The 18,929-nt window shown below is 45.3% G+C and carries 15 protein-coding genes and 1 pseudogene; all 16 read left to right on the top strand.

The features are described from left to right. Nucleotides 1-184 precede the first annotated feature (184 nt). The 16 genes and pseudogenes from J6U00_RS14685 to J6U00_RS14610 all read left to right on the top strand — a co-directional run bounded on the left by J6U00_RS14685 (nucleotide 185) and on the right by J6U00_RS14610 (nucleotide 18,910). Complete coding sequence (locus J6U00_RS14685) at nucleotides 185-1,315, top strand: cysteine desulfurase family protein (protein ID WP_296583113.1); 1,131 nt, start codon at nucleotides 185-187, stop codon at nucleotides 1,313-1,315. A 550-nt stretch (nucleotides 1,316-1,865) separates the two neighbouring features. Further along, nucleotides 1,866-3,050 carry a tRNA uracil 4-sulfurtransferase ThiI gene (thiI, locus tag J6U00_RS14680; protein ID WP_296583111.1) on the top strand — a complete coding sequence of 395 codons (1,185 nt, stop codon included), beginning with the start codon at nucleotides 1,866-1,868 and terminating at the stop codon, nucleotides 3,048-3,050. 63 nt (nucleotides 3,051-3,113) lie between these two features. Further along, nucleotides 3,114-3,668: a CinA family protein gene (locus J6U00_RS14675; RefSeq protein ID WP_296583109.1), complete on the top strand. Its 555-nt coding sequence runs from the start codon at nucleotides 3,114-3,116 to the stop codon at nucleotides 3,666-3,668. Beyond that, nucleotides 3,649-5,493, top strand: a complete 1,845-nt coding sequence (locus J6U00_RS14670) for a sortase (RefSeq protein WP_296583108.1) — start codon at nucleotides 3,649-3,651, stop codon at nucleotides 5,491-5,493. Before J6U00_RS14675 ends, J6U00_RS14670 begins: the two co-directional genes overlap by 20 nt. Nucleotides 5,494-5,498: 5 nt before the next feature. Continuing rightward, nucleotides 5,499-6,458 carry a class B sortase gene (locus J6U00_RS14665; protein ID WP_296583106.1) on the top strand — a complete coding sequence of 320 codons (960 nt, stop codon included), beginning with the start codon at nucleotides 5,499-5,501 and terminating at the stop codon, nucleotides 6,456-6,458. Between the two features lie 593 nt (nucleotides 6,459-7,051). Further along, nucleotides 7,052-7,156 (top strand): annotated as a pseudogene (locus J6U00_RS14660) (stage II sporulation protein D); the annotation flags it as partial. Nucleotides 7,157-7,162: 6 nt separating this feature from the next. Then, complete coding sequence (locus tag J6U00_RS14655; RefSeq protein WP_296583148.1) at nucleotides 7,163-7,792, top strand: SpoIID/LytB domain-containing protein; 630 nt, start codon at nucleotides 7,163-7,165, stop codon at nucleotides 7,790-7,792. Between the two features lie 421 nt (nucleotides 7,793-8,213). Next, the gene (locus J6U00_RS14650) at nucleotides 8,214-8,645 is read left to right on the top strand and encodes a division/cell wall cluster transcriptional repressor MraZ (RefSeq protein ID WP_296583104.1); all 432 of its coding nucleotides are present in this window, start codon (nucleotides 8,214-8,216) and stop codon (nucleotides 8,643-8,645) included. A 60-nt stretch (nucleotides 8,646-8,705) separates the two neighbouring features. After that, nucleotides 8,706-9,647, top strand: a complete 942-nt coding sequence (gene rsmH / locus J6U00_RS14645; protein WP_296583102.1) for a 16S rRNA (cytosine(1402)-N(4))-methyltransferase RsmH — start codon at nucleotides 8,706-8,708, stop codon at nucleotides 9,645-9,647. After that, complete coding sequence (locus J6U00_RS14640; protein WP_296583100.1) at nucleotides 9,640-10,140, top strand: hypothetical protein; 501 nt, start codon at nucleotides 9,640-9,642, stop codon at nucleotides 10,138-10,140. Before rsmH ends, J6U00_RS14640 begins: the two co-directional genes overlap by 8 nt. Before the next feature lie 316 nt (nucleotides 10,141-10,456). Next, nucleotides 10,457-12,880 carry a penicillin-binding transpeptidase domain-containing protein gene (locus tag J6U00_RS14635; protein WP_296583098.1) on the top strand — a complete coding sequence of 808 codons (2,424 nt, stop codon included), beginning with the start codon at nucleotides 10,457-10,459 and terminating at the stop codon, nucleotides 12,878-12,880. 97 nt (nucleotides 12,881-12,977) lie between these two features. Further along, entirely contained in the window at nucleotides 12,978-14,417 is a 1,440-nt protein-coding gene (locus J6U00_RS14630; RefSeq protein WP_296583095.1) for a UDP-N-acetylmuramoyl-L-alanyl-D-glutamate--2,6-diaminopimelate ligase, read from the top strand. A gap of 120 nt (nucleotides 14,418-14,537) precedes the next feature. Further along, nucleotides 14,538-15,587, top strand: coding sequence for a phospho-N-acetylmuramoyl-pentapeptide-transferase (gene mraY, locus J6U00_RS14625; RefSeq protein ID WP_296583093.1), 1,050 nt, complete (start codon nucleotides 14,538-14,540; stop codon nucleotides 15,585-15,587). A gap of 34 nt (nucleotides 15,588-15,621) precedes the next feature. Then, complete coding sequence (locus tag J6U00_RS14620) at nucleotides 15,622-16,899, top strand: putative peptidoglycan glycosyltransferase FtsW (protein ID WP_296583091.1); 1,278 nt, start codon at nucleotides 15,622-15,624, stop codon at nucleotides 16,897-16,899. 2 nt (nucleotides 16,900-16,901) lie between these two features. Continuing rightward, the gene (murG, locus tag J6U00_RS14615; RefSeq protein WP_296583089.1) at nucleotides 16,902-18,035 is read left to right on the top strand and encodes an undecaprenyldiphospho-muramoylpentapeptide beta-N-acetylglucosaminyltransferase; all 1,134 of its coding nucleotides are present in this window, start codon (nucleotides 16,902-16,904) and stop codon (nucleotides 18,033-18,035) included. Beyond that, on the top strand, nucleotides 18,032-18,910 hold the full coding sequence (locus tag J6U00_RS14610) for an alpha/beta hydrolase (protein WP_296583087.1): 879 nt from the start codon (nucleotides 18,032-18,034) through the stop codon (nucleotides 18,908-18,910). Before murG ends, J6U00_RS14610 begins: the two co-directional genes overlap by 4 nt. The last annotated feature ends 19 nt before the right edge of the window (nucleotides 18,911-18,929 follow it).

Here is an 18,929-nt window from a genome sequence, read left to right as displayed (position 1 = left end):
TAAGAATAGATATACAAAAGAATTATACCATAAACGGTACAGAAATGCAACAAAAAACGAATATATTTTCGATAAATGATCTGCGATCATATGAAGTCTGACAGCGCTGCGGCGGCGGTTGCTTTTTTTTTTTTAGTGTGGTATAATTAAAAGAATACTTATGACAAAGGAATGAATAGTTTAAATGGAAGTTTACCTTGACAATGCCGCTACCACAAAGCCCTGCGTTGAAGCGGTCGCGGCGGCTGTGGAGGCTATGACCGAAAAATACGGCAATCCCTCCTCGCTACATCGTGCCGGACTTAACGCGCAGCTACTTGTGGACGACGCAAGAAAAGCCATAGCTTTGGCAATAGGTGTTGACAGCGATAATATATACTTCACTTCGGGGGCTACCGAGAGCAATAATCTTGCCCTAAGGGGAGCTTCGGCTGCTTATGGCAGAAAGAGAAAAAAGATTGTTATATCGGCAGTTGAACATGCTTCCGTTGAGGAGACTGCTGCTGACCTAGAAAAAAACGGCTTTGAGATAGTGAGAGTTTCTCCTCGCGAGGACGGGCGGTACTATGAAACGGACTTTGTAAATGCCTGCGACGATGATACCTGTCTTGTTAGCATGATGTATGTCAATAACGAAACAGGATATATCCTCCCCGTAAAGGAGACCTTTTCGGCGGTAAAGCGAAAATATCCTGACATTATCACTCATACAGACTGCGTACAGGCTTTCATGAAGTTCCCTGTTAAGGCTAATACCCTTTGTGCAGACTTTATCTCCATCAGCGGTCATAAAATACACGGCGGTAAGGGCGTGGGAGCTCTTTATATAAGGAAGGGAGTGCGTGTGCATCCAGTAGTTACCGGTGGCAAGCAGGAAAAGGGCATACGCTCCGGTACTGAGAGCGTTCCTATGATAGCGGCTTTCGGAGCGGCTGTGAAGAAGCTTTCTCCGACGATAAAGGAGCGCTATGAAAAGGTAAGCGGACTTAAAGCTAATCTTCTCGGTAAACTCAGCGGTATAGAGGGAGTTGTAGTGAACTCTCCGGATGACGGCTCGCCTTATGTTGTGAATATTTCAGTTGTGGGCAAGCGTTCGGAGATAATGCTCCATTTCCTAGAAAGCAAAGAGATATATGTTTCAAGTGGTTCTGCTTGCTCAAAGGGACAGCAGAGCGGTGTACTCGGACAGTTTGGCATCAAGGATAAGCGTGCAGACAGTGCACTTCGAATAAGCATGACTGTGGAGACTACGGAAGAGGAGTTGGATATCCTCTGTGAGGCTCTCCACGAGGGCATTGAAAAGGTAAGAGGATAATTTGGGAAGAGGAACAGAAGAAGAGATTCTCGAAAGGTCTGATAAAAGCCACAATAATACTGTTTGTGCTGTTTTTGTTTTTCTTGTTCATGGAGTATAGCTTTGATAAGCATTTTTTAGGCTATCGTATAGATGAGGAAATGTCTGTGTAGAAAACTGCATGAAAGCCATTAATACATATATTATCGGGGTTTACGAAAAAATGGTGAACAGATACCGAAAGGCAGGGAGTATATCGTAAAAGGCAAAGGTCAGAATGTTAAAGCGTGTGAGTTGATTGCAGAGAATTCAAACTGTTATTATCTGCCTGATAGTAAAAAAGTTCTGGGCTGTAAAATTCAGGGACGGTACACCATGCGAAGCGTAGACCTGCTATCGTCCGATTAAAGATGATGAACTAAGATATTACAGCATAGATGAACAAGTTGAAATGTATAATAAAAACGTTATGAAAAATAGGAAAAAGCTGATTGTTTACTGCAATGTCAAGGAAGACATACAATACTTCCACTGACGCAGATATTATATTATAATAGTATAGGAGAAGAATATGAAAGAACTGATACTTGTAAAATACGGTGAAATGGCACTAAAGGGTCTGAACAAAAAGACCTTTGAGGATATGCTCATAAAGAACATAAAGCGCAGACTGAAACCCCTTGGACATTTTCAGTTGACCAGTGCACAGTCCACTACATATATAACTCCTCTTGACGAGGAAATCGACCTCAATGAGGCAGCTGACAGAGTAGGCAAGATATTCGGTATCGCTACATACTGCCGCGCCTGCGTATGTGAGAAGGACTTCGAGGATATATGCAATAAAAGTTATGAGTACCTTGGCGATGTGCTGAGCTGTGCACGGACCTTCAAGGTCAACGCAAAGCGCTCGGACAAGGCTTTCCCCATGAAATCACCTGAGATATGCATGGAGCTTGGTGGAAAGCTCCTTGAAAAGTTCCCGAATCTCACTGTTGATGTGAAAAATCCAGAGGTTACGGTAACGGTGGAAATACGTGACGAGAACGCCTTCGTTCACGCTGAGAATATCAAAGGAGCAGGAGGACTTCCCGTGGGAAGTAGTGGAAAGGCGCTGCTTCTCCTCTCCGGTGGTATAGACAGTCCGGTAGCAGGCTATATGATGGCAAAGCGCGGAGTGCATATAGCTGCAATACACTATGTAAGCCCTCCATACACCTCGGAGCGCGCACAGCTCAAGGTGGAGCAACTCTGTCAGAAGCTGACGGACTACTGTGGCGGCATAGCCTTTTACTGTGTGCCCTTCACCGAATTGCAGGAAGCTATAAAGGATCACTGTCCCGAGGAGTTCTTTACTATTATAATGAGAAGGCTTATGATGGAGATAGCTCAGCGCATCGCCGCAAAGGACAACTGCCTTGCGCTTATCACGGGCGAGAGCGTGGGACAGGTTGCAAGTCAGACTATGGCTGCTATGGTGTGTACTGACGCAGTGTGCCGTATACCTGTTTTTCGTCCATGCGTTGGAATGGACAAGACTGAGATTATCGAAATCGCACGTAAAATAGATACATTTGAAACATCGGTGCTGCCATATGAGGATTGCTGTACCGTATTTACTCCCCGTCATCCGAAAGTAAGACCTCAGCTTGCGGATATCGAAAAAGCGCAGAATAGCTTCGATTTCGAGCCGCTTATACAGAAAGCTGTGGAAAACACTGAAATGAAAACGTTTAACTTCGAGGATTCTTTTTAAGTTTTTCACAAAATAATCACATCTTTTTTGTATAATGTAAACTAAAGCAAGGACGGCGATTTAGTGGTTAGCGTTAAATTTTCTGAATGTGACACTGATAAACTTGACAAAACAGTCACAAATGTTGTAAAATTATTAGAACGGAAGGGTCTGACTATCGCTACGGCTGAAAGCTGTACCGGCGGACTTCTTTCAGAGCTTATAACATCAGTATCGGGCGCGTCTGCGGTCTTTGAACTTGGGCTTTGTACCTATTCCGAGCGCATAAAGACTGAATTTCTGGGGGTGCCTGCTGAAATTATTCGTGATTTCGGCGTGGTAAGCGAACAGACGGCACTTAGTATGGTCAACGGACTGAAAAAGTGTTCGGGTGCAGATGTTTGCGTTTCCGTTACAGGTATAGCAGGTCCGTCGGGTGGAACTGCAGAAATTCCTGTGGGAACGGTGTATATCGGTTTCGACATTTGCGGCAGCAGGTTTGTAAAGCTGCCGGAACTATGGAAACTCAGCGATATGAGCAGAGGGAATATCAGGAGATGCGCCGCTGCTTATGCTTTTGAGATCGTCGAAAAAATGCTGATGGAGGAGACACAGACTGATGAGCGACAAATTCAATGAGTTTAGCTCAGAGGCTCAGCGCAGAGCTGAGAAAATAAAGGCTATAAGAAGGTCTATACACGGAGAGGCTGAGGTTGCTCCCACGACCTACGAAAATAAAACTGAAACAGAACGTACAGAGAGTATTTCTGATCGCATAATGAGGGCAAAAGAAAAGAAACAGTCCACAGCGGCTGATATACTTGACGAGCTTGATGCTGCTATAGCTTACGAAAAAGCTTTGGCTGCAAAGCAGGCTGAGGAAGCGAAAAGAGCAGCGGAGCTTTATGCGGCAAATGCTTCTCCCGACATATCCGATCTTATCCCCGGACTGGAAACTCCTGCTCAGGAGGAACTTAAGGAGATAGCAGAGGAGATAGCCGGTGATTTCACTGATATTGTGAATACTGCCGCCGAGTATGCGGATATTCCTGAGAAATCCGTGGAGTATGCAGAAATCCCGGAGGAAGCTGTAGAATATGAGAATATTCCAGAGAATGCCGTAGAATATGAGAGTATCCCAGAGAATGCTGCAAAGCCTACTACATACGAAGCCGACAGCCTTGAAGAGGTGTTTTCGGTAAAGCCGGACGAGGAGAAAGCTGAAAATGTCCTTTCTGGTGTGGCTTTAAAGGCAGCAACAGAGGCTGATAATATTGAAAATAAAGAAGCTCCTACGGAGATCTTCCGTGTGCCCGATGAAGGAAAACGTAGCGAAACCTCCGGAGCTATATATAATAAAGAGGAGAAGGGATCTGCACCTGTCGTGAAGGCTGCTATGGATACCTTTGCTTCAGAAGAAAAGAAAAAGCACAAAAAGAAGAAAAACTTTAAACAGCGCTTTATCGACCTGTTTCCCCATAAGGGAGACAGCGTCGGCGAGTGCATAAGAAAAACAGTTTTCCTGAGTAGCATGGCGGTCATCATCGTATGCGGTTCTTTCATATTGAATTATTACTATGAGCGTTGGAAGAGTAAGAAGCTGAATAACGAGATCATGGAGATATATGACAGCTCCGAGACCCAGGAACCAAAGGTGAAAGCTGAGGACACTTCCGAAGGTGACACTCGTAAGCGGTATACAAGTATGCTGGAGGGAGCAAAGAAGCTCTACGACATAAACAATGAGATCGTGGGTGTAATCAGTATTCCTGATACTCCTGTCAATAATCCTGTGCTTCAGGCTGAGGACAATGATAAATACCTCAGGAGAAAGTATGACCTTACGGAAAATGATGCAGGCGAGATATTCCTCGACTACAGAAATCATTTTGATGATGTAGGTGATGACGGTTACCTTAAAGAACCAAATTCTGGCAATCTTATCATATACGGCCATAATATGTATGACGATCAGATGTTCGGATCACTTAAATATTACATCAGGAACGAGGCATATTACGGACAGCACCCTATTATAAACCTCAGCTCCAATTACGAAAAATACCAGTACAAGATATTTGCAATCTTTGTACTTGACGCTTCAGATAATACGGATACCGAATTCAACTGCTGGAATATACTTGACTTTGCTGACGAGAACGCCTACTACGATTTTGTGAACGAGGCAAAGAGGAGATCGGTCTTCCTTAACGATGTTGACGTTGAATACGGAGATCCGCTGCTCACACTGTCTACATGCAGTACCTATTTCCCTGATGAAAGGGCAAGACTTATCATTCTTGCAAGAATGGTAAGAGAGGGAGAGGATCCACTCAAGGGTACTCAGCACAGCTGGCTTAATCCCAATCCCAAATGGCCTACGATCTACTATGCGGATTATCCCAACGAGCACTACGATCCGAATGCTGAATTCGTTCCCTACGGTCCAAAGGGAGGAAAGTGATAAGCATGAGCAAATCTATCAAGATCATATCAGCTTGCGTTGCGTGCGCGGCTGCACTTGGACTAGGTACTGTGGCGGTTCTCCTTAGGAAGGATGATAAGTCGGTACCCACTATTAGTAAGAGCGAGGAAACTACAGTTCCCACAGAGGCGACCACTGTTGCAATACCCGAAAATCTCTCGGAGCTGTACTCCTATGTCCCTTCAAGGACAGGTGTCAGCGAGAGGACAAAGTCTCTTAAGAGGCTCAACAAGGATATAATGGGCTATATTAAGATAGACGGTACGCAGGTGGATTATCCATTCGTGCTCGATCCTGGTGAGGTCGCACCAAATGACCCATATTATGGTCCGGATGCCTATATCCCTGATTCCTACTATCTCGAAAAGGACCTGTTCAGACAGTATTACGATCGCGGAACGCTCTTTGCAGATTACCGCGATACCTTTGGAAGCAATGAAGCAGAGCATTCAGAAAACATGGTGATATATGGTCACAGTTGGTACGACGGCACAATGATGGGCTCCCTTAGGAAGTACCGTGCCGGCTTTGAATTCTACAATCAGTATCCCTTCATAAAGCTCAGTTCAAATTACAGGGATTACGATTATGTTATTTTTGCCTACCTTGTTACCAGCGGAAGTTATGATGCTACTGACTTCCATTACTGGAATATGGAAGAGATAGACACGGAAGAGGATTTCAATTTCTACATCGACTGCTGCAAGCGTTCATGGGGCATTGACACTGGTATTGATGTGAAGTATGGCGATCAGCTTCTGACCCTTTCTACCTGCTATGCTGACTGGGACAACTCGCGCTTCATAGTTGTAGCAAGAAGGCTCAGAGATGGCGAGGTCGCTGGTGACCTTAATTCCGTACAGCATACGGAGGCATTTCTCAATGCCCAGAAGGAAGCAGCTGAAAATGCTGAGAAGCAGGATGAAGAGCAGCCTCAGCAGTAAGCAGCTATATTATTATATAAAAGGAGATCGTTATGAAGGTACAGACAATGCTTAAACGGGCAGCTGCTCTGACCTCGGGCGCTTTGGTGATATCTGCTTCTTCCAGTGTTACCATTGCGGAGGAAAGCACAACGGAATTGACGACAGTATCGTCAGTCATCGAAACTGCCTCCGAGGAAACTACAGCTGCGAAAACGGAAGCAGTTTCTGAAGTCTCTGACGAAAAAGAGGACAGGGATATCAATATGCCTGAGGACTGGGAAAAAGCTGATGTCAGTGAATACGGCTCCAGCCTTTCTCTCATAAGCTATGAGCCAGCCACTCCTGAAATGGCAAGAGTGGGTGAACCTGTTGATCCTTATGCAGGGCTTTCCGAGGAGGAGCGTAAGGCTCTAGAGGAAAACATTGCAAAAAAGAAGAACGCTCTTAGGAAGGCTACGCCTACTCTGTCAAAGAACGCGGCGACCAGCCACACCAAGGAGCCCACAGCGGTGGAGTTAGTTACCTCCGGCGCCGCTGTTGGCGATATACCAGCGGAAAGAACTGCTCCGAGCGTTGAAGAGCAGCCAGGAAAGTTTGCCTTCGTTACCTACGGTTGGGGACACGGAGTTGGAATGAGCCAGAATGGAGCTAATTTCTATGCGGCTTATGCAGGTTGGACATATCAGGATATCCTGTTCCATTATTATCCAGGTACCTATCTTATGAATACTGAGGAGACCGACGAGGAGGAGCTTACAATAGCTCACGAGCCTGCCGGCGATACCCTTAAGGTGGTATCCGAGATAGTCAACCGTGAAGTTGGTGGTAGTTTCTCCTACGAAGCAATAAAGGCTCAGGCAGTTGCCGTATATACATATTTAAAATATAACGGAGACGATTCCAGTGACCTTAGGGGCAAGCCTGATCCTCCGCAGATAGTTATCGACGCCTGCAATGATGTACTTGGTGAGGCACTATTCTACGACGGAAACTATGCCCTGACAGTATTCTCTGCTTCAAGCGGCGGTTGTTCTGCAAACTGTTATGAAGTATTCTATGCCGATTACCCGTATCTGAGAAGCGTGCCTAGCGACTATGACGCTGCTTTTGATCCTCATTGGGGAACGGTAACATATATTGACGCCGAAACTGTAAAGAAAAAGCTTGAGAAGGCGTACCATGTGACATTGTCGGACGATCCGGGCAACTGGATACAGCCCGTATATTCGGAAGAGACAGGCTATGTCACAGAAGTCAGCATTGACGGACAGACAACAGCGAAGGGATATCCCTTCTCTTTAATGATGGGATTAAAATCTTCAAAATTCAATCTTACATATACATACGATTGATAAATGGCGCATAGCCACATATATATTAAAGAACAAAAGAAATAAGTCTTTGGATATCAGTGGGGGCAGTTTCTCATTATATTCAGAGACTTATTTCTCCTTTTGGGTGAAGAAAGGTGAAGCCGAGAGGTGAAAAAAACTTATAATTATCCCAAAAAGGTGAAAAAAGGTGAAAACTTAGAAAAAATATTTAACGAAAAAGAAAACGGGTGTTTCTTTTCTTGTTAACATCAGGTTAATGATTGAACAAAACCGACGAAATATCTTCGATTTTGTGGAGAAAAATCATTGAAAACACGAATTGCTTTTTATTCCTATTAATGCTAAAATAGGTTTAGGGTGAAAAAAGGTGATTGGATGTGAAATTTTCCAAAAAGTGGTAAATCATTCCTGAGGTTACAAGAAAGGGAGGCGGAGTTCTATGGCAGAGCATTTATGCGGTACTTATTATCCCAGCATAGATCAGAAAGGCCGTATGAGCTTCCCCACAAAGCTACGAGATATACTCGGAGCTGAATTCTTCCTTTGTCAAGGGCATGATGACGCTTACATCGCCGTTTACTCGCCAGAAGCATTTCAGGACTACTGTGATAAGCTTTATTCTATAACAGGTAAGAAGGGCGCTGACATTAGGCGTAAACTTCTTGCAGGTGCGGATAAGCAGATTCCTGATAAGCAGGGACGTATTTTTATCACACAGCAGCTCAGGGATCACGCCGGAATCACCGATGAGGTGGTCGTTATCGGTTCGAATAACAGAGCTGAGATATGGAACAAGTCCAAGTGGGAAGAATTCAACAGTAGCGTTACTCAGGAGGAGATCAACGAGGCTCTCGAGAATCTTGTTATCTGATACGGACGTTTTTTGCCTTCGTTACCGATGTATTTTCGGCTGTAAGGAGAGAATTGTTTAATGGAATTCAGCCATATACCTGTAATGCTTGAGGAATGTATCGAAGGACTTGACATTCGTCCCGACGGTATCTATGTTGACGGTACCGCAGGAGGAGCAGGTCATTCCTCTGCAATTGCAGCCCGCCTCAGCGAAAAAGGCAGGCTCATAGCTCTTGACAGAGATCCAGACGCTGTCGCCGTGGCGACGGAACGTCTTTCTGTCTATCCCAATGCAAGGGTGCTGCACAGAAATTACTCTGAAATAAGAGCAGTCCTCGACGAACTTGATATAGACTATGCTGATGGTATCCTAATGGATCTTGGCGTATCGTCATTTCAGCTTGACGAGGGAAGCAGAGGCTTCTCTTATCACTCCGACGCTCCTCTTGATATGAGGATGAGCAAGGAGGGAATGAGCGCAGCAGATGTTGTTAATACCTTTTCGGAAGCAGAGCTTGCAAAAATGATATTTGAGTACGGAGAAGAGAAATTCTCCAGAAGGATAGCTACAAATATCGTGAAGGCAAGGAAAGCTTCACCGATAGAAACAACATTACAGCTTGCGGATATCGTAAGAGAAAGTGTTCCACAGAAGGCGAGACGCGAAAAGAACCCTTGTAAGAAGACCTTTCAGGCAATAAGAATAGTAGTTAACGGAGAATTCGAGCACCTAGAAAAGGGGCTTGAGGATGCTTTCTTCAGTCTGAGGGCAGGCGGTCGCCTTGCAGTCATAACATTCCACTCGCTTGAGGACAGACTTGTAAAACAGAAGTTTGCGGAATGGTGCAGAGGCTGTGTATGTCCGCCAGATTTTCCCCAATGTGTATGCGGACGCAAGCCGCAGGGAAAGCTTGTGAACAGAAAGCCCTTAGAGGCTAAAGAACAGGAACTCGAAAGAAACAACAGAAGCAGAAGCGCAAAGCTCAGAATAATAGAAAGGAGTGCGGAAAGCAATGGCTGAAAACACTGTACGCTATTATAATTATGACAGCTATGACGATGCAGGTTCGGACGAGACGACCGATACAGGCGACGTTGTGCGTGATGAAACTGAGCATAAGCCCGAGATACAGATGAGCAGGAACGAAGCACGAAGTGGCTCGGTCATATCGATAATCTTTGTATCCCTTCTGGCTGCCGCACTGCTCGGCTCGGTAATCTATTCGCTTGATAAACGCAACACCATGTATAACAAGGTGTTTGCCCTGAACGAGAAGCTCGATAGTGCCGCTGCCGAAAATGTAAGACTCCAGTCTGAACTTGAAGGTAAGGTATCTGCCAAGAGCATAGAGGAGTATGCGAAGTCTCTTGGAATGGAGAAGATAAACTCCTCGCAGATAAACTATATTACCATACAGACGGGCGACGTCGTAACTATTCCCGAGAAGGAAAAGGGCTTGATAGCAAAAATAAAGTCTTTTTTCAATAAATGCGTGGAATATTTCAGAGGGTAGTACCAATATAAATATAACATACGGACTGCCTGTATAAAATGAATACTATCGGCAAAACAAGATATATATAAATGCCGAGGTTATATGTAGAACAAGGAGATACAGCGGGTGATCGTAATTACGGGACCGCAGTTCCCGGACCCGGGCGGAAAATAGGGTCCGGGAGCGGCAGTTCCACGCTTGAATAGCGATAAATCCTTCGTCGTATCAAAAGAAAAGGACATCCCAGAAGAAAAATAAGATGTTCAGAGGCGGGGCACATAAACACCCTGCCTTTATTTATTTATATAGATCATCACGGAAGGAAGATTTTTCAGTGATAAACACAAATCCGTCAAAGGCTATGAAATTCCGGACAAAGTTCGTAATGACGGCAGTTTTCAGCGTACTGTTCGTGTCAGTGGCTGCAAATTTCTTTAAAATCTCTGTGCTCGATAACAAGACATATCAGGATATGGCTAATAATCAGCACTTTGCCTCTATGGCTGTATCAGCCCACAGAGGCTCTATATATGATTCAAAGGGAGTTGTCTTTGCAAAGAGCGCTACAGTATATACGGTCTTTGTTGACCCTAAGCAGTTCAATGCGGACGTAAAAAGCCTGCAGAGTCGTATAGACAAGAGAAATCTTGATAAGGCGAGCGGCAAATACGTACCCAAGTTCGATGAGGAGGGCAATGAGCTCGACGTGCTCCCAGCCTCTGCCGAGGAATTCGTAGCAAAGGCTACGGAATTCATATCCATAAAGCTGGAGATAGCTCAGAGCAAGTTCACTTCCGCTATCAATGCGGAAGGACAGTACAGGGAGCTCAAGGGCAAGGTGGAGAAAGCTACTGTTGACGAGATAAATGAGTTCTTTGACAGCATGGGCTTTATATCCATAGGCTATAACGAGGATACAAAGCGTTATTATCCTCAGGATGACCTTGCTGCCTCTGTTGTGGGCTATACAAACGGAAACGTATATTACGGGATAGAAGCTTCCTACAACAAGTATCTTTCCGGTGTTGACGGAAGGACTATATCCGCAAAGGATTCCCACGGAAACGCTCTTCCATACAAGTATTCAAAGACCTACGACCCGCAGGACGGCTCCGACGTTTACCTCACTATCGACAGAGAGATACAGTATATACTTGAAAAGTACCTCAAGGAAATGACAGAGGAGAATTATGTCAAGAACCGTTCATGCGCTATACTTATGAACCCTAAAACAGGCGCGATACTCGGCATGGCACAGTATCCCAGCTTCAATCTGAACGATCCGAGAGAGCTGAACGGCGATATGCTGATAAATAAGGTATATAACGAAAAGAATATATACTCCCCGACTGAAAAGGAGAAGGAGGACGCAGAAGCGGAGGCTGTTGAGAGACAGCTAAGAAACAAGTGCGTAAGTGAGAGATACGAGCCTGGCTCAGTATTCAAGATAATCACAGCTGCCTCAACGTTGGAGGAAAAGACCATAGATACTGATACATGGTCCCATTATTGCAGAGGTGTTGAGACGTTCAAGGATGGTCAGAGAGAGCTTGAGATACACTGTCATAAGCTGCCACCCGGACACGGCATGAGGACATTCCAGGAGGCTCTTACGGATTCCTGCAACCCGGCGTTTATGGAGTTAGGAAAATTACTTGGTATAGAAAAATTTCACAGCTATTTTGAAGCCTTCGGATTCGCAGAGGAGACAGGCATAGACCTCCCTGCGGAAGCGGTGGGCGATATACCGCCTATCGAAGATACGGAAGGCAGAAAAGCGATGACCCATATCGATCTTGCCTACTCCGCCTTCGGACAGTGCGAGACCGTTACTCCTATTGAGCTCATAACTGCATGTAGTGCCGCCATAAACGGCGGATATCTGCTTCAGCCATACGTTGTTGACAGGGTAGTGGACGGCGACGGCAATATAGTTTTAAAGAATGAGCGTACCGTAAGACGTCAGGTCATATCGGAGGATACCTCCACTAAAATGCGTCAGGCGCTGAGAACAGTAGTCGAGGATAACCCTTCCGGAAATGTTGATATAAAGGGTTATGCTATCGGCGGAAAATCTGGTACCTCAGAGAGACGAAGCGAGCCTGAGGTCGTAAGGAATCTCAACGATAACAGCGTGACAGAGGGAAACAGTCTGGAGTACGGAGCTTCATATGTATGCTTCACACCTGCTGACGACCCTGAGCTGATACTCCTTGTGCTTGCTGATATGCCGGACAACTCACCTGGAGCTTACTACGGAAGCAAATGTGCAGTTCCCTGTGCTGAGAAGATACTTAAGGAGATACTTCCGTATCTCGGAATGAGTCCGGAATACAATGAGGAGGAGCTCAAAAACCGAGATATAAACGTACCTCTTCTTACAGGAGCAAGTATAGACGACGCCAAAAAGACCCTTGACGAAATGGGAATAAGACACGTTGAGATTGGAAACGGCATAGAGGTCGTTGAACAGTCTCCTCAGACAGGAAAGGCTATCTCAAAGGACGGCTGCGTATACCTTTATACGGAAAAGTACACAGAGAGTGAGAAAATGGTAAAGGTACCATATCTAATAGGCTGCTCGCCTGAGGTAGCTAATCAGTCGATATACCTGTACGAGCTTAATTATACCGCCAAGGGAGTAGTATCTTCACAGAGCGGCTCTTACGTAAAGAAACAGTCTTACGAAGCCGGCACATACGTACCAAAGGGCACGACAATAGAGCTTGAATTTGAAACAGATACGTTTACAGACTGACGCATATCCAATATGCGAATGACCTGATACATATCATGCATGATACAAAGATATAACTTTAAAAGAAAGAGAAACAATAAGACAGGAGGCAGACAAAATGAAATTGAGTGATCTTATCGAAAACAACGCTGTTACAGCTATAGGCGATACTGAGATAAGCTCCGTTACAGACGATACGCGCAAAGTGACTGAGGGTAGCCTCTTTGTCTGCGTAAAGGGTGGGAGTTTTGACGGACATACGGCGGCTGCGGAAATGCTTGAAAAGGGTGCAGCTGCGGTAGTATGTGAGCGTGATCTCGGTCTGGGCGACAGACAAATCATCACCAGCAATTCAAGAAAGCTCTATGGACAGATATGTTCCGCATGGTTCGGTCATCCGGAGCGCAAAATGAAAATGATAGGTGTAACGGGTACAAATGGTAAGACAACTATCACAAACGTCATAAAGTATATCCTTATGAAGAATGGTCACAAGACGGGACTTGTAGGTACTATACAGAACGAGATAGGGGACGAGATTCTTCATACCGACAATACAACGCCTATGGCTTATGATTTTATGGAGCTGTTGGCAAAAATGGCTGACGCAGGCTGCGAGTACGTAGTCATGGAGGTATCTTCTTTCGGGCTGTGCCAGTACAGGATAGGATCCTCATATTTCGATGTGGCTGTATTTACAAATCTTACGCAGGATCACCTCGATTATCACAAGGATATGGAGGATTATTATCAGGCTAAGAAAATGTTGTTCGATATATGTGAATGTGCTGTAATCAACATAGATGATGATTACGGTAGACGTCTTATGGGCGAGATAAACTGCAAGAAGCAGGGATTCAGCGTAAAGGAGAATGCAGATATCTATGCGGACGGCATAAAGATAAAGTCCACTGGCTCCAGTTTCTGGCTATGTAGGGACGGAAAGTCACATCTCATAAAGACAAGGATGCCTGGACTTTTCAACGTATCCAATATAACAGCTGCTATTGCTGCCTGCCTTGAGGAAGGTCTCGGCATAGACAGTATAATCCCGGCTATAGAAGATTACAACGGCGTAAAGGGACGCTGCGAGATAATTCCCACAGGGCGCGATTTTACAGTTATATGCGATTACGCCCATACTCCCGACGCTGTTGAGAATATTCTTAGGAGTGTAAAGGAATACACCGAAAACGACCTGATATGCCTCTTCGGCTGCGGCGGCAACCGCGATGCGGCCAAGCGCCCGAAAATGGCAAGAGCTGCGGCAAAATACGCCGATAAGCTCATTGTTACTTCGGATAATCCGAGAAATGAGAAGCCGGAGGCTATCATTGACGATATACTTGCAGGACTTGAAGGAATGTCCGTAAACTACGACGTTGTGACTGACAGACGGGAAGCTATATATCATGCCTTGAAAATTGCTGAGAAAGGTGATATAATAGTACTTGCGGGCAAGGGACATGAGGATTATCAAATCCTTGCAGGCATGGAGCATATCCACTTCGACGAGCGTGAGGTCGTTGCTGACGGACTTAAGTTGCTCAATCAATAAAAAAACGGGGTAAATTACTTTTGTAGCGGTTGGAAACTGTCGGGAAATTACGCAAACGCCGTATATACGATAAACTACCATAAAATATGTATCCCCAAAAACTGGAGTTGTTATTAAAAAATGTCAATGTCTTTCTGGATAATCAACCTTTTGATAGTACTTTTGTCATTCGTTATCGCAGGAGTATCGGGTATTTATCTCGTTCCATTCCTGCATAAGATAAAGTTTGGTCAGCCTATAAAAACTGTGGACGGACCAAAATGGCACGCAAAAAAGCAGGGAACTCCCACAATGGGTGGATTTATGTTCATCATCTCGACTATCATAGCCGCTATCGCTGGCTACTGGATATGCAGGTGGAAAAATGGCATAGATACCACGGATAATGAGAGCTTTAAGGCGTTTTACCGTATGCTTAGCTGTATCGTATACGCAGCTTCATTCGGACTTATCGGCTTTATCGATGATTTTGCAAAGGTTGTCAGAAAGAAGAATGACGGACTTACTGCGTGGCAGAAGATCGCCATGCAGCTTCTCTTTTCTGTGGGCTTTCTTTATGCGCTACGCAAATTCGGTGACAATTCCACAAGGATAGATCTTGGCTTTTGGAAAAGTCCTTCTCTCGACATATTCTATTATATCCTCATGATGGCTGTGATAATTTACCTCACTAATGCGGTAAATCTCACAGACGGAATAGATGGACTCTGTGGTTCTGTTACTTTCATTGCCATGCTGGTATTCACCGTATGTTGCTCCATACTCAAGCAGTACGAGATGATATGCTTTGCAATGGCACTGGCAGGCGGCTGTCTTGGCTTCCTGCTCTGGAACCTGAATCCTGCGAAGTGTTTCATGGGCGATACGGGCTCAATGTTCCTCGGTGCATCGGTAACTGCTGTGGGACTTGTACTCCACAAGCATCTGTTGCTTATTCTTGTTGCTCTCGTATATATCATCGAGGCACTTTCTGTTGTTATACAAGTAGGCTATTTTAAGATTACAAAGAAGCTTCGCGCAGATCATCAGGGGCAGAGAATATTTAAAATGACGCCTATACATCATCACTTTGAAATGAGCGGTTTCAGCGAGTACAAGATCGTTATAACTTTTTCGCTCTGCGGCATTATTTTCGGAGTTCTGGGAATAATTACACTGCTGGTATTCTGAGCCGGCATAATTTCATCGTACCTTAGGAGGAAAAATGGCTGCAAGCAAAACTAAAAACAAAAAAAGCAGTGCCGTATCGAACCCATTTTCGGGCGGCAGGCGCGGAGACCTGAGTCTTTCGTTCTTTGCTTACGTTATGATACTGTTAGTTGTCGGTATCGTAATGATGTCCTCTGCAAGTTATGCGTGGGCATACAGCGAGCACGGTGGCGATGGTCTTTACTATGCAAAAAATCAGGCGAAGCATGCCGTGATAGGTTTTATAGCAATGATCTTCTTCATGAAGATGGACTATCATAATTTCAAGAATCTTAAGCTTCCTGTATTAAAGAAGCTGAATATAGCTAGCCTTATGTATATAGCCGGCGCGATACTCCTCTTAGCGGTTTTGCTTATCGGTAACGATGAGGGCGGTTCGATGGGCGCAAGAAGGTGGATAGATATCGGACCTATCAATTTGCAGCCCTCTGAGGTGGCAAAGCTGGCACTGATAATCTTCTTTGCTTACAGCATGGAGCGTGACGGTAAGAAGATGAACACCTTCAAGACTGGCATTGTCAAGTATACAGTGATACTCGGTGTATATCTTGTGCTTATCGTGCTTGAAAAGCATATCTCGGGCTGTATCCTTATCGGTACTATCGCTGTGGCTATGATACTCTGCGGTGGTGTGAACAAGAAGCATTTCATAGGCCTCGGGGCGGCTGGTCTAGGCATAGCTATTGCCTTCATCTCATGGCAGGCTCAGGTCCCCGGCAGCTATGTAAGTACACGTATAAATGCATGGAAGGCTCCCTTTGCGGATAAACTTGGCGATTCGTGGCAGACAGGTAACTCTCTTATAGCCATAGGCTCTGGTGGACTTTTCGGACTTGGACTTGGAAACTCCCGTCAGAAGTACCTCTATCTGCCTGAGACCAAGAACGACTTTGTTTTTCCGATAGTATGCGAGGAACTTGGTTTTGCAGGAGCTCTTGCTATAATCATAGTATTCTTCCTTCTCATAGTGGAAGGCTATTCTATCGCGGTCCGCTGCAAGGACCGCTTCGGTATGTTGATTGCTGTGGGTATAACTACTCAGATAGGCATACAGACTGTACTGAATCTTGCTGTTGTAAGCAATCTCATACCAAATACAGGTATCAGTTTGCCTTTTTTCAGTTATGGCGGAACGGCGCTGATAATGCAACTGGCGGAAATGGGCATAATGCTGAATATCTCACAGCAGAGACACTATCCCGATGAGAAGCCGCGGAAGAGAAAAAGGAGCTCGGGCCAGAATGCTGAGATCGCCGAGCCAGAAGGAGCATGAGCATGAAGGTACTTATCGCGTGCGGCGGTACAGGAGGACATATCAATCCAGGTATCGCCATTGCTGATATAATAAAGAAAAAGTACCCCGACGCGGAATTCCTTTTTGCAGGAACTCCCAAGGGAATGGAGGCTAAGCTTGTCCCGAAGGCAGGCTATAAGTTGGAGACCATAAAGGTTGCTGGCTTTCAGAGAAGGATATCCCTCGAAAATATAGGCAGGAACGCCAAAGCCCTTGCATATCTTGTTACATCTGGCAGGAGAGCCAAGCAGATAATAGAGGGCTTTAAGCCAGATATCGCTATTGGTACCGGCGGCTACGCGGCTGGACCTGTTATTAGGAAAGCTGCAAGAATGGGTATACCTACTGCCATACATGAGCAGAACGCCTACCCTGGAGTTACTAACAGACTCCTCTCAAAAGAAGTGGACTACGTTATGCTCACTGTTGAGGAAGCCCTTAAATTCATGGATAGTAGCAAATTTGAGAACAGCGTTACGGGACTTCCCGTAAGGAGCAATATTAATACAATGAGCCGTGAGGAAGCGCGGAATAAGCTTGGCTTTGACGATAGCTTCACCATTCTTTCCTTCGGCGGAAGCCTCGGCGCAGGCTGTATAAATGACACCATGACCGAGGTTATAAAATGGCATACAGGCAAAAAGCTTGATATAAACCATATACACGGTTACGGTGGTATGGGAAAGGACAGCTTTCCGCAGGCGATGAAGGCTGCTGGTATACAGCTCAGGTCTGACAGACTGCGCATAACAGAGTATATAAACGATATGGACGTATGCCTTGCGGCGGCAGACCTTGTGATATGCCGTTCGGGAGCTTCCACTCTTGCGGAGCTTGAAGCCGCAGGAAAGGCTTCGATACTTATACCTTCGCCTATAGTCGCAGGAAATCACCAGTACCACAATGCAATGGTTCTTGGCAATGCAGGAGCTGCAGTAGTTATCGAGCAGAAGGATGTGACCGCTGAGAGGATGATTGCCGAGATAGAGCGTCTATACGGCGACAGAGTGAAAGTAAAGTCAATGTCAGAAAGCGCGGCAAAGCTCCATCTTTCGGATACTAACGAGAGAATACTTGCAGTTATAGATAAGCTTATTGAAAAGAGCAGGAAATGAATTACGAAAACAAAGTGCAGGTCGGCGAAACGGCTCTGAATATATATACCGAGGGAAGCGGCGTGACTACCATAGTATTTATGGCAGGAAACGGTGTAACCTGTCCCGTGCTTGAATACAAGCCTATATACAAGCGAATGTCCTCGAAATACCGGATAGCCGTAATTGAAAAGGCTGGCTACGGTCTCAGTGACCACGCAAAAACACCGAGGACTATCGAAAACCTTGTTTTAGAGAACAGAGAAGCCTTACTCATGGCAGGAGTTGAACCGCCTTATGTTCTAGCGCCTCATTCATATTCGGGATTTGAAGCGGTGTACTGGGCAAATACCTATCCTGACGAGGTAAAAGCTGTTCTCAGCATGGATATGGGTGTACCTGGGCTTGCAGTATTACAGGCGGAGGAGATATCAGAGGAAAAACGTCTGAAGCTTCTCGAAAAGCAGCATAAACTGCTGAAAAGGATAGCTAAGGACGGCTTGCTTGCAAAGCTTGTAAGAAGTAAGACCGAAAACGTATCAGGACTTATGACCAGTAGCGAGCTTACGGCTGAGGAAAAGTCAATGTACCGCAGGCTCTTTTATCAGAATATTGCAGGCAACGAGTACATCGAGGAGTCGCAACTCATGACTGAAAATGCAAAGAAGGCTCTTGAAACCGGCAGTCTGAAATGTCCTTGTTGCCTCTTCATCAGCGATATGAAAACTCTGAGCCGGAAGTTGTCATGGCGTCAGGCGGGGCTTGATTTTGCGGAGCAATGTGGTGCTGAGGTGCATCTTTCCGATAAGGGCCATATGATGTACGCATCCATTCCTGATGAGATGTCGGATACATTCAACAAATTTCTTGAAGCGCATGGTATAGGCGCTCAGTAACATAATTCACACCCCATGC

It is taken from the genome of Ruminococcus sp., assembly GCF_017650195.1.
Classification (GTDB): domain Bacteria; phylum Bacillota; class Clostridia; order Oscillospirales; family Ruminococcaceae; genus Ruminococcus.
This window is presented reverse-complemented; position numbering and strand designations above follow the sequence as displayed.